This is a genomic window from Selenomonas sputigena ATCC 35185 (assembly GCF_000208405.1).
In the GTDB taxonomy this organism is placed as follows: Bacteria; Bacillota; Negativicutes; order Selenomonadales; family Selenomonadaceae; genus Selenomonas; species Selenomonas sputigena.
In genome coordinates this window covers 1,172,578-1,184,739 of the sequence record NC_015437.1, presented here as the reverse complement: position 1 = coordinate 1,184,739, position 12,162 = coordinate 1,172,578, and the positions used below count along the sequence as shown (strand labels likewise).

At 55.4% G+C, this 12,162-nt stretch carries 11 protein-coding genes and 1 tRNA gene; 3 read left to right on the top strand and 9 right to left on the bottom strand.

Translation table 11 applies throughout. The features are described from left to right. Window positions 1–20: 20 nt before the first annotated feature. The 5 genes from SELSP_RS05330 to dapB are packed head-to-tail and all read right to left on the bottom strand — an operon-like array spanning window position 21 to window position 2,981. The gene (locus tag SELSP_RS05330; protein ID WP_006190522.1) at window positions 21–359 is read right to left on the bottom strand and encodes a DUF1292 domain-containing protein; all 339 of its coding nucleotides are present in this window, start codon (window positions 357–359) and stop codon (window positions 21–23) included. Between the two features lie 10 nt (window positions 360–369). Beyond that, window positions 370–819 (bottom strand): Holliday junction resolvase RuvX, encoded by a 450-nt coding sequence (gene ruvX / locus SELSP_RS05325; RefSeq protein ID WP_006190525.1) that lies wholly within the window; start codon window positions 817–819, stop codon window positions 370–372. Then, entirely contained in the window at window positions 816–1,079 is a 264-nt protein-coding gene (locus SELSP_RS05320) for an IreB family regulatory phosphoprotein (protein WP_006190529.1), read from the bottom strand. The genes ruvX and SELSP_RS05320 overlap by 4 nt, the downstream gene beginning before the upstream one ends. A 42-nt stretch (window positions 1,080–1,121) precedes the next feature. After that, on the bottom strand, window positions 1,122–2,156 hold the full coding sequence (locus tag SELSP_RS05315) for an aspartate-semialdehyde dehydrogenase (RefSeq protein WP_006190530.1): 1,035 nt from the start codon (window positions 2,154–2,156) through the stop codon (window positions 1,122–1,124). A gap of 33 nt (window positions 2,157–2,189) precedes the next feature. Then, a complete protein-coding gene (dapB, locus tag SELSP_RS05310; RefSeq protein ID WP_013740764.1) occupies window positions 2,190–2,981 on the bottom strand; it encodes a 4-hydroxy-tetrahydrodipicolinate reductase in 792 nt (263 codons plus the stop codon). Window positions 2,982–3,414: 433 nt separating this feature from the next. Here dapB and tnpA point away from each other — a divergent pair, with 433 nt between their 5' ends. Continuing rightward, complete coding sequence (gene tnpA, locus SELSP_RS05305) at window positions 3,415–3,876, top strand: IS200/IS605 family transposase (RefSeq protein WP_006193881.1); 462 nt, start codon at window positions 3,415–3,417, stop codon at window positions 3,874–3,876. Between the two features lie 161 nt (window positions 3,877–4,037). Here the strand turns inward: tnpA and SELSP_RS05300 are convergent, their stop codons facing one another. Both SELSP_RS05300 and SELSP_RS05295 read right to left on the bottom strand, forming a co-directional pair. Next, a complete protein-coding gene (locus SELSP_RS05300; protein WP_006190780.1) occupies window positions 4,038–7,184 on the bottom strand; it encodes a two-partner secretion domain-containing protein in 3,147 nt (1,048 codons plus the stop codon). Between the two features lie 16 nt (window positions 7,185–7,200). Then, a complete protein-coding gene (locus tag SELSP_RS05295) occupies window positions 7,201–8,652 on the bottom strand; it encodes a ShlB/FhaC/HecB family hemolysin secretion/activation protein (RefSeq protein ID WP_013740763.1) in 1,452 nt (483 codons plus the stop codon). Window positions 8,653–8,958: 306 nt separating this feature from the next. Here SELSP_RS05295 and SELSP_RS05290 point away from each other — a divergent pair. Beyond that, window positions 8,959–9,035: transfer RNA gene (locus tag SELSP_RS05290), tRNA-Pro, on the top strand. A 149-nt stretch (window positions 9,036–9,184) separates the two neighbouring features. Here the strand turns inward: SELSP_RS05290 and SELSP_RS05285 are convergent. Continuing rightward, the gene (locus SELSP_RS05285; RefSeq protein ID WP_013740762.1) at window positions 9,185–9,979 is read right to left on the bottom strand and encodes a 5'-methylthioadenosine/S-adenosylhomocysteine nucleosidase; all 795 of its coding nucleotides are present in this window, start codon (window positions 9,977–9,979) and stop codon (window positions 9,185–9,187) included. A gap of 136 nt (window positions 9,980–10,115) precedes the next feature. On the opposite strand from SELSP_RS05285, the gene speD reads away from it, so the two are divergent. Beyond that, window positions 10,116–10,583, top strand: coding sequence for an adenosylmethionine decarboxylase (speD, locus tag SELSP_RS05280; RefSeq protein ID WP_006190788.1), 468 nt, complete (start codon window positions 10,116–10,118; stop codon window positions 10,581–10,583). 37 nt (window positions 10,584–10,620) lie between these two features. On the opposite strand, the gene SELSP_RS05275 is transcribed toward speD, so the two are convergent. Then, window positions 10,621–12,159, bottom strand: coding sequence for a tetratricopeptide repeat protein (locus SELSP_RS05275; protein WP_013740761.1), 1,539 nt, complete (start codon window positions 12,157–12,159; stop codon window positions 10,621–10,623). Window positions 12,160–12,162: the final 3 nt, after the last annotated feature.

Here is a 12,162-nt window from a genome sequence, read left to right as displayed (position 1 = left end):
GCACTTCCTCGCATGGATCGTCAGTCTTCCTCTTCGTCATCCATCAGCGCATCATAAGCACGCTGCACGGCGTCAAATTCCTCGTCCGTAGGCTCGACGTATTCCTCTTCGCCATCATCGCCCATGATGACCTTGGCGATGAGGACGTCCTCATCGTGCTCGCCGCAGCCGCAACCGCAGCTGTGCGCATGCTCCTCTTCCTCTTCCTCATCATGGATGCCGATGAGCAGCGCGAATTTGTCATCACCGACAGGAATGATCATTTCCTCGCGGTAATAGTAGCTATTTCCCTCTTCGTCCGTCATCTCGACAATAACGTCCGCATCCTCATCCAGAATTTCTTTTTCCTTGTCCGACATATCTTTTTCCTCATTTCTCTTCTGGGACTGCGCCGACGCGCATCCCCAGATTGTCCAAATATCCCTGCAAGATGAACACGGCCGCCATCTTGTCTATGACCTTGCGCCGCTTGGCGCGGCTCACGTCGGCCGCGATCAGCGAGCGTTCCGCTGCCACGGTCGAAAGTCGCTCGTCCCAAAAGACGACCTGGCTGCCTTTGAACTTTTTCTGCAGCCTCTGCGCGAAGTCGCGCACAACATCGCAGCGCTCGCCCTGCGTGCCGTTCATGTTCTTCGGCAAGCCGACGATGAAGGTGTCCGTCTCGTAAAGCTCCATCAGTTCTTTGAGACGCGCAAAATCCTTGTCCCACGACTTGCGCCGAATCGTCTCGACGCCTTGCGCCGTGAGACCGAGCCCATCGCTTGCGGCGACGCCGATCGTACGGTCGCCGACGTCGAGCGCAAGAACTCGCTTCCTCACGCCTTCTTCTCCCGATGCGCCTCGATATAGAAATGCACGAGCTCTTCCAAAAGCTCGTCGCGCTCCAGCTTTCGTACCTTGCTGCGCGCTTCCTTGTAGCTCGTCACATAGGCAGGATCGCCGGAAAGAAGGTATCCGACAAGCTGGTTGATCGGATTGTAGCCCTTTTCTTCCATCGCTTCGCAGGCTTCGCGAATGATGACCTCAGCCTTGTTTTCTTCCGCGCCAAAGCGGAACATCATCGTTTCATCGCTGACCATCTCTTGCTGTCCCTCCCATCGGAAATGCTCGCATCTGCATCTTCAGCCGATCATCTCATGCTCGATCATGTACTCGGCGATCTGCAGCGCATTGAGCGCCGCGCCCTTGCGGATCTGGTCGCCGCAGACCCAAAGGTTCAGACCGTGCTCTACCGATTCATCGAAACGGATGCGCCCGACCTCGACGTCGTCCTTGCCCGAGGTGAAGAGCGGCATCGGGTAAGCCTGCTCGTCGGGATCGTCGTTTAGGGCAGCGCCGGGGAAGGCGGTGATCGCCTTTCGCGCTGCCTCGACGCTGACCGCTTCCACAAATTCGATGTTGACCGACTCCGCATGGCTGCGGTAGACGGGCACACGAACCGTCGTCGCCGTCACGCGCAAGTCAGGCTCAGAAAGAATCTTGCGCGTCTCGTCGATCATCTTCATTTCTTCCTTCGTATAGAGATTTTCCTTGAAGATATCGATCTGCGGAATCAGGTTGAAGGCTATTTGATAGTGCTTCTTGAGCGATGCGCCCGGCAGAATCTCCGCCTTCACGGGCTTCTTCGCTACGATGGCCTCGACCTGCTCCTCAAGCTCCGCCATCGCCTCCTTGCCGCCGCCCGAAACGGCCTGATACGTCGAGACGACGACGCGCTTGATGGGCGCGAGATTGCGAAGCGGCTTCAGCGCCATGACCATGATGATCGTCGAGCAGTTCGGATTCGCGATGATGCCCTTGTGCTCCTTCAAAGCCTCGGGATTGACCTCGGGCACGACGAGCGGCACATCCTTGTCCATGCGGAACGTGCTCGAATTGTCAATGACAACAGCACCCGCCTTCACAGCGGCAGGTGCAAATGTCTTGCTCGCGCCGCCGCCCGCAAAGAGCGCGATGTCAATGCCCTCGAAGGAATCCTCGCGCGTCTCTGCCACCGTGTATTCCTTGCCCATAAACGCGATCTTCTTGCCCGCCGAGCGCGAGGACGCAAGCAAGCGAAGCTCTGCAAAAGGGAACTTGCGCTCTTCGATGAGGTTCAGAAATTCCTGCCCCACGGCGCCCGTCGCGCCCATGATTGCCACATTATATTTCTTCATGCTGCCATCTCCTGTAATTTTTCCCTGCCGACATCAATCGAGCAGCTTCTCCAAGCCGACGACGAGACCCGCAAGATCCCTGACCTTCTTGCAAGCGAGCACAACGCCCGGCATGAACGACTCGCGGTTGATGGAGTCATGGCGGATCGTCAGTGTCTGACCGAGACCGCCGAAGATGACCTCCTGATGCGCAACGAAGCCGGGCAGACGCACGCTGTGAATCCTCATGCCGTCGACCTCAGCGCCGCGTGCGCCCGGAAGCTTCTCCTTCTCATCGGGATGCCCCTGCCGCACGGACGCACGCGCCTCCTTGATCAGTTCCGCCGTCTGCAAGGCCGTGCCCGACGGCGCATCAAGCTTGTTGTCATGGTGCAGCTCGATGATCTCGACGTGCGGCATATACTTCGCCGCCTGCTGGCTCATGAGCATCATGAGGACTGCGCCGATGGCGAAGTTCGGTGCAAGAAAGACCGGCGTCTTCTTCTCCAACGACAGCGCTTCGAGCTGCGCCTTTTCGTCCGCCGTCATGCCCGTCGTGCCGATGACGGGCGAGACCCCTTGCTGCACGGCGAGCGTCGCGTTGGAAAACACGACGTCCGGCCGCGTGAAATCCACCATGACATCCGGCTTTGCCTCTAAGAGCGCCTGCGCGAGATCCGTCGCCACCGTCACGCCGCATTTGCCGCAGCCCGCGATCTCTCCCGCATCCCCGCCGCCATGCACGTCGACAGCAGCGACGAGGGAAAGCTCCGCATCCGCGAGCACTGCCTTGACGACAGCCTGTCCCATGCGGCCGCAAGCTCCGCTGACCAACACATTTACCAAGATATGCGCCCCCTTCAAGCAAGCCTTGCGAAAAACGTGCAAGACCAATGTGCATCTATTGTATATGAAGCAGATGGAAAAAGTCAATGTATTTTCTTATTGTCGTATGCCTGTCCATGTAACAAACGCATAGAAAGAACGGCTTCCGCGAAGATTCGAAAGCCGTTCTTTTGTTCTTTTTACCATGAAGCCCCAAGAGGTCAAGCCGAAGGTGCAGACCGATTGGCTAGGCTTCTGTAAGGGCGGCGCACAATGTCCACAAGGTGGACGTTTGTGCGTGTAGTTATGGGTCGTGACCCAGTGTCGCATGCAAAGCATGCGACACAGTAAACCACCCGCTATGCGGGTGGAAGACAAATGGTTATACCAAAAACACCTTTCCGGGTAGTATACTAAGGTTGTTCAAGCCAGTATACAGAAAGGAAAGGTGCTTATGGCACAGAAAGCTAATAGTTTATCGCATACAAAGTGGCTGTGCAAGTATCACATCGTGTTTACGCCTAAATACCGTAGGAAAATCATCTACAATCAGTATAAAGCGAGCATCCGTGACATTTTAAGGCAACTTTGTGCATATAAAGGTGTAGAGATTTTGGAAGGACACTTGATGCCCGATCATGTGCATATGTTGGTAAGCATTCCGCCGAAACTTAGTGTATCACAATTTATGGGATATCTCAAAGGGAAAAGTGCGTTAATGATATTTGACAAACACGCCAATTTGAAATACAAATTTGGCAATCGGCACTTTTGGGCAGAAGGATACTATGTGAGTACGGTTGGCTTAAATGAAGCAACCATTCGCAAGTATATCCAAGAGCAAGAAAGGCATGATGTTGCGATGGATAAGTTGAGTGTGAAGGAATACGAAGACCCTTTTAAGGGTAGCAAGTAGTACAAACGCCCTTTTAAGGGCGGTGACGAGTCAAGAGCAATCTGGCTTGAACGTAGTGAAAGCCAGCGTCTTTAGACGCTGGCTGGTAACTGCCCCTTATAGGGGCGAGCAAACCACCCGTTTGACGGGTGGTCATGATTTATACTGCGTCAAGCAGAAACTTACCCTGCGAAATGCACTGCATCCTGCGGCTCTTCTGCCGTCGGCATATTGGCGGAGGCGCTTTCCGTCGTCGTCAGACGCATGGCGTCGCTGTTCGCCTGCTGCGTGCGGTTGCTTCCTTCCGTCTTCGCTTCCTGCACAGCGCCGTAGGCATCGAGGACGGCGACCTGAAGCGCGTGCTTCTCCTCTGTCGTCAGCGTGTTCATCTCGTTGATCGCCTGGATCATGCCCGTGACGACGCCCGCTTTCTGGCGGCTCGATGCGTTCGGAACATTGTTGATCTTCCCGACGGCTTCAGTGAGTGCCTTGCCCTGTGCCTCTGTATCCGCCGCCGAGGCGATGATATCCTGCGCCTCGGACTTGCCCGCCGCGATATTCTCCTTGTCCTGCTCGAAAAGCTGCGCGTTGTCCGGCGTCAGCGGGAACAGGGGCGAGGAAGGCTCCTTGGGCGATGTCACAACACTCACGCGCGGCGCTGCAATCTCTACACCCCCCTCGATGATATGCGAACCCTCGTCACGCTGCATCGTGAAGGAAGAACCGTCCTTGCGGACGAGATCGGCTGCATATTCGTTCATGGGCTTCTGCGACTTGACCTCGGTCGTCTTCCAAGCGTTCAGTCCTCCCGTCATAAGGCCGAGATCGTCGGCTTCCACCTTCGAGCGCCACAGCGACAAGTTCGTGTCCTTCGTGACCATCGCCTTGCCCGTGCTGTCGTCGTAACTCTCGGCGGCGACAAAGAAGGCCTCCTTCGCCTTGATCTCACTGCCGTTGACGAGGTTCACTGCACCGCTCCTGCTCATATAGGAAGGCGTTTCGATCTTCGTGCTGTCCATGTGAAGCGTCGTACCCTTCGTCAGGTAGAACTTGCCGTCATCCCCCTGTTTCATCTGCCCCGAATGGATGCTCGCACGCGCAGCGTCGATCTCCGTCTTCTTCAAGGCGACCTGTCCACCTTGAAGATCAGCATCACCAGCGTAATCAGAGTAGTCCATCGCATTCGCTTGACTCTTGAGCTTTACGTCCTCAAGATAAAGCGTATTGCTTGTCTCAGCCGTCGGATATATCTCTCTGAACGGATAGGCGGTACGCGTCTCGTTTGCCGCCGCTATATCGATCTTGCCCGCCTGCACCGAGGAAGCTTTCATCTGCGTCTTGCCACCCCAGATTTCTACCACGCCTCCGGTCTCAATCGTCGCGCCACGCATATCCAAGGCATTGCTCGTATCACTCTTGATTTCACCCGTATATCCATCGGCCGTTTCCTCTGAATTCATTTCTCTCAGCGCAGAGACGGAAACGTCTCTAGTCGCTTTGATTTCGACGTTCGTCAAGGAAACCTTGCCGCCTGCGACATCAGCGTAGACGTCCGGCTTTTCATGAGTATCCCATGAAGCACGATTGGCATGAATTTTTGTACTGCTGATACCGACGGTATTCTCGGCGTTCGCCTGCATTTGAAACTCTTTCGTATGAACATAACTCTCTGCCATCGGCTTCTCGCGCCTTTCATGAAGCGAATGGAACGCCAACGCATTTACCTCGGATTCCGAAGCAAGTTCAGAGTTATTCATTTCAATTTTGCCACCGCGAATCCACAGGCGGCTAAACCAAGAAGGATCTGAGTTTTCATTCAGCAGTCTGGTATTTTCCAAACGAACAGCATTATCTTTTCCCGCATACAGCGTCTTTTCAGATTTTAATTCATTCGCGTGTGCTGTGGTTCTTTCTTCGTGCTTCCAATCGCGGGAAGTATAGGCTTCGATTTCGATCTTGCCTGGCGTTTTAATCGTCGTATTCTTAAGCTCCACCTTGCCGCCATAAATCTGGGTGCCGTGCAGATTGCCTTCAACGTCCAAGCCGTCTGCCTGCACGACATTCGCGGCCGTCGCCTTCGTCAAGGAGGTTTCCTTTTCTACGCCGGCATCTTCCGCATAAGAATCTTCCGAGCTTGCAATGGCAACGACGGAAAGATTCCCCTTCGGCATACGGAATTTCGCACCGTCCATATTGACTGTTGCGCCGCCGATGTTCACTTCTGCATCACGATCTGCATCGGAGGTCACCATACCGTGGAATGCTACATCGTTGCCCTGCACCGTAGAAGCACTCTTGCCCTCATTGACGACCTTCGAGAAGGCAAAGACATTCAGATGCGCTTCGTCTGCACCTGCTGCAAACTTGAAGTTCACATCCTTGGCTACATCCACCTTGCCGCCGAGCATCTTGATCTGATCGCCTGTGACCTTCGTATTTTTGACTGTCAAGGTATTTGTCGACGCAGCCGTCATCGTCGTGATCTCATCCGTTGCCGTTTTTTCTACCTGTCCCTTTGCAATGCTGCATATGAAGATGTCTTTCCCCGCCAGCTCTGCCCCTTCGAGATGGACGCTTGAAGCGTTCATCTCAAGATATTCTACGCCGGAAACCTTGCCGCGGAAGTCGATCGTATTGCCGGCTTCCGTTTCAAGGCTTCGCTTCGTACCGCCTTCAGTATTTTCCTTATAGGCATAGATGTAAAGTCCGCCATGCTCGGCACTGTCCGCGACGAAGGTGACGCCGTCGGCAACGGTGACCTTACCCGCCGTGAGCGCGAGAGAGCCACCATTATGGATGTTGAACTGTGCGCCCGTATCCACGCGTAGTTCTTTCGCGCCCTGTGCGCCCTGCTTCAGCGTCCATTCGCCCTGCCCCTTGGGGCGGTTGAATTCTGCCGTGTCCATATTGAGCGTCGAGAGCGTCAGATTCGTCACGTCGAAGTTTGCCGTACCGCCGATGTGGATGCCGTTCGGATTGACGAGGAAGAGCGGCTTTGCGCCCACCTGCGTCATCTGTCCAAGCAGTTCCGACATCTGTGCGCCCGTCACACGGTTCAAGAGCGCGGCGTTCGTCGTATTGAAGTGCAAGGCTTCTCCCTGCGCGATATTGAATGCTTCCCAGTTGATGATGCTGTTCGTCTGCGGCGTGATGGTCGCGCCGTTCGCCACGTTGGCGATCGCATCGTTCGCGCCGAAGTTCGCGGCATCAACATTGACGGAGCCGTTCTCGACCGTGCCTCCCGTCGGCATCGCCAGAGCCGATCCTGTGAGGGCGAGCGTGACAAATGCGGCGAGAGATCCTTTCTTGAAGCTGTTTTTCCATTTCATCGAAGTGTTCCTCCTCTTAGAAGTCCATGCTTGCCATCAAGTTCCAACGACGACCGTTCTGCTTCGCCGATGCGAGGTCATAGTCCGCGTCGCGCAGAATCTTCGCGTAGTCCAAGGAGAGCGAGAAGCCTCCCTTCACATCGTTATAACGTACGCCGAGACCTGCCGAGGCAATGCGATCGCTGGAAAAAGCCGTGCCGGTATGACGATCGGTGTTGTTCGCAAGGCTCGCGAAGTCCGTGAAGGCGATGAGACGCGTATTCTTGGCGATCTCGGGACTGTAGATCTCAAGGCTGCCGACGATGCCCTTGTCCGCGCCGATAGCTCGCTCGTCGAAGCCGCGCACGCTCATCTGTCCGCCCGCGCCGATCTGCTCAATGGCGACGACGTGGTTGTTCGTATACTGCGCCTGCAGACGAAGCACACCGATCCAGTCGCTTGTCGAGCGCACCTGGTAGTTCGCACCCGCCCTGAAAAGCGTGAAATGCGTGTCACTGCCGGGCATGACGCGCTTGTAATCCTTGCTGTCGCCCATGAGGTTGTGGGCAATGCCGATGTTGTAGCGGAAGACGCTGTTCGGCTGCCGCTCGCTGTGGATGAAGTTCGCCGATGCGAGAAGTACGCTGTATTCGGTGTCGTAACCGACGGGCATACCTCCGAAGCGAAGATTGTAGTCGGCCTTGTTCCTCTTGTAGGACAGGCCAAAGTCGAAGATGTCTTTCTCACGCGAGGTGTAGGCGATATTCTGCTGGTAGTGCAGGTCAACACTCGTACTCTTGCCGCCCATGTTGAGGTCATAGAGGCCGCTGACGCTCCTGAAGCCGTCAAGATGGACATCACCGTAGCCTGCGTTGAGAAGGACAGCTCCCTGCTGAGAGGGCAGAAGGCGGCGATAGGAGATCGCACCGACCTTGACATCAGACATCTTGCTCGGCGAGGTCACGAAGGACACGCCGAAGGTGTCTGCGGCATGGGAGAGGTTCGTATTCACATAGCTGAGTCCTGTGCGCCATTGTCCGGTATACTCCGTTCCCGTGTTGCTGACACTGACGCGGAAGTGATCGCTCTTTTTCTCCTCGACGTTGATCGTGACATCATAGGCTCCCGCACCTGCCGGGCGGAACTCCGTAGCGAGCACGAGCGCCCCCGTGTCATTCACCGCCTGGATCTGCATCGAGAGTTTGCGGATGTTGACGCGCTCCTTCTTGAGCTCGGGCAAAAGCGCCTTGACATCATCTTCTGTCATACGCTTCGTGCCGTTGACGGTGATGCGGCTGACCGAGACGACCATCTTTCCCGTCGAGACGCCCGCATCACGCTTCTCCGCGCCGTCACGCGCAGCTGCCGTCGATGCGGCAAGCTCCTTCTCCGCGCTCGTGCGCGAATCCATCGGCGCTGCGCCCGCCGTGCCCGTGAGCACGCACAACCCGCCCGCGACGAGGAGTGCCGCGAGCTTCTTGTCTGACATTCTTTTCACTCGTTCATCCATCCCTTCTATGCTTCCATGCTATCTAGGCAATCCCTCGCGGACATCCAACATACAATATGGAGGAAATTCCCTATTGTTCTTTATTATAGCATAGAAGTCCCCCCCCGCTAGACATTGTTAAAAATTTTCTCAAATAAATTAGATTTTTCCATATATATCCATAAATATATATGCCCGTCAAGCCAATGCGCCTTTCTCGATAACGATACTGCACTTGTCTGCAAAAGAATTTTTCTTTTCCCTATTGCATTCTTTGAAATCTCATAGTATAATAGCTAATGTTGTCGGGATGTGGCTCAGCTTGGTAGAGCGCATCGTTCGGGACGATGAGGTCGCAGGTTCGAATCCTGTCATCCCGACCATTTCGAAAAAAGAGAGAGGCTTCGACAAGATGCGAAAGCGTTTTGTCAAAGCCTCTTTTTTATGAACATGCAAGACATCAAGTCTGAAGAGCGCATACCCCGGGAAGCATCTCCGCCATGCAGATGCTCAGAACGCATCCGCTGCAAGTTCAACGCTTCTTCATATACGCTTCGGCAACAGCAAGGACATATTCCTGCAACGCGGCGCCGACAGCGAGATCCCAATCGACGTCGCCCGCAAAGACCGTGTTGGAAACGACGCGGATCGTGAGGAACGGCACATCGTACGTCTGGCAAATTTGCGCGACGGCATCGCCTTCCATCTCCTCGACCGCAGTGCCGTAAAAATCGTGCAGAAAGAGCACACGGTCGACCTGGCAGTTCCAGCTGTCCGCCGTGCCGATGACGCCCTCCGTCACGCTTCCCTTCTTGTAGGAGTTCCTGAGCGCGAGCGCCGTCCGAAAAAGCTCCTCGTCCGCCTTGTGGCAAACCTCCTGCGTGAAGCGACGCGCTTCCTTGTCGTAGGCAAAGACGCCAAGCTTGTCGAGTGCCTCTTCATCGACACCCTCGCCGCGTGCGCGAAAGTGCGATTTCCACGCCGATATGTTGACCGTTTCCCGGCCTATGACGATGTCGAAATTCTTCAAACTCGGATCGTGCGCCCCGGCTGTTCCCTGATTGATGACGGCGCAGGGATGAAAGAACTCCATGGCGAGCGCCGTCGTCGCCGCCGCATTCGCCAAGCCCCACTGCGTGCGCGAAACGGCGAGAGGCACGCCATGGTAATTGCCCGAGGCGAAGTACCATTCGCCGAGCCGATATTCCTCCAGAGCGTCGAGCTGCTCGACTATATGGCTCGTTTCCACCTTCATCGCACCTTGAATGAGCAAGGGCGGCTTCCCCTTGTATGTCTTGCCCGCCCGATCTGATAATCCTCCTGCCATCTTCTTCCCTCCGTAAAATCCTCTCAATTTCTGCAAATGCGAAATAGTATACGCCTCTAACTTTACATTGTCAACTAAATCCTTTATAATGGAAGTAACTAGCTTTTCGACTTTACCATAAAGGAGCGATTTCCTCTTGAAGATCATCGCACGGCATCTCACTGCCGACTTATACAACTGCAAAGAAAACAAGCTGCTCGACATGGAGATGACCGTCGCCTCCTTGAGGCGTCTCACCGAAGAAGCCGGCCTTCACATTCTGCAAGTCGACACGCAGGTGATCGAGAAAGGTCATTTCGTCGTCCTCCTCGCACTCAAGGAAGGCCATCTTGCCCTGCACACCTACACGGAGCTCCGCTACGCGGCAGGCGACATCTTCCTCTGTGACGCGGACGCCGAGCCTGAAACGCTCTTCAAGGGTCTTAGGAGTTTCTTCAAACCCGAGAAGATTCGCACGACCTTCCTCAAGCGCGGCGACTTCGGCAAGGCCAAGGACATGAAGCCAAAGATCAAGTCACGCGTCGCGCCGCTTCGGCGCATCCACAACACGGGCGCCAAGGTCATCCGACTTCTCGCGCGCCGCAACCGCAAGAAGAACTTTTGAAAAAAGGCTGCCGCCGGCAGCCTCTTTTATTTCGCCTTCATTTATAGGCGGGAAGATCCGGCTCGATCGCCGTCGCCGCCTTGTAGTCGCTCTCGGACTCCGCCATCTTGCCCGACAGGCGATAGAGATAACCGCGGCGATAATAGAACTTGGCATTGCCCGGCTCCAACCGGAGCGCCGCCGTATAGTCGTCGATGGCCTTCGCCTTCTCGCCCATATTCTCCAATACACCCGCGCGATTCGCGAAGAACGCAGCATTCTTCGGCTCAAGGCCGATTGCTGCATCAAGGTCGGCGAGTGCTCCGTGGACATCATTGAGCTGGATCTTTTCAATCGCGCGCAAGTTGAGAAGATCTGCGTTCTTCGGATCGATCTCCAGAGCCCTCTCGATATCGAGGAGCGCCTCTTCGTTCCGATCCATCAGACGATAGGAAATCGAGCGCTCGATGTAGATGGGAAGCACATCCGACGCGTGTTCCAATGCATGCGTATAATCAACGACGGCTTCATCAAGCCGACCGAGTGCACGATAACTTCCCGCACGATTAAAATAAATGAGCGACGTCTGTTCGGCGGGCACCCTTTCCAAAAGATGCGTGAAATCTGCAATCGCCTCTTCGTGCTTGCCCAGACGCTCAAGGCAGACGCCACGCCGGCTCAAGGCTGGAGCATTTTCCTTTTCGAGCGTCAATGCCGCCGTATAATCGTCCACGGCAGAAGCAAAATCCTGCTTCTGTTCCTTCGCCAAGCCGCGCTCGATATAGGCGCGCAGTTTGAGAGCGTCATCAGCTTTTTCGAGCACATGCGTGTAGCCGTCTATGGCATCATCGAAGCGCCCCAGACGATAGAGCAAGGAAGCGCGATACATCTGCGCCCCCATATCGTTCGGCTGTAAGGCAACGGCTCGATCCATGTGCGCGAACGCCGTGCCGCTGTCATTTTGGGCAAGCGCGGTCAGCCCCATCTCGAATTCAATAAGCGCATTCTGAGAATCGAAAGACTGCGCCGTGAGAAAATCCTTCTGCGCCTCCTCATAGCGCTTCATATCGCGCAAGACGATGCCGCGATTGACGAAAGCCGTCGGATTTTCTCCATTGATTGCAATCGCCCTGCTGAATTCTCTGTAGGCAGCATCGAGATCGCGCTTTTGGTAGCTGGCAATTCCGCTCTGAATTGCGGCGAAGTCCGGCGATTGTCCAGCGACTTCCCCCTGCTCTTTCGGAAGTTCCTGCGCCATCTTGCCCGCATCCGGCTTCGGCAGCGTCTGCGCCGGCTTTGCTGCATCTCGCGAAGCAGCAGCATTGGATGCAGGCTTTTGCTCACGGCGATCCTCACGCACGGGTTCTTGCTTTTGCTCGGGCGGGTTCTTCGGCTGCGTTTCCTGCACCTGCTTCTGTTCTTCCCGCTGCTCTGCTTTCGGCTTCTGCGGTTCGACAGGCGCGGCCGGCGTGAACGTTCCCAGCGTGCGTGCAAGCGCATCATCCACCGCAGAAGCCGCAACCGGCAAACATCCGCACCAAGCCGCAGAACCTGCCAGAATAGCAGCCAAAGCTGCCGTCTTCATCCCTTTTTTCACGAA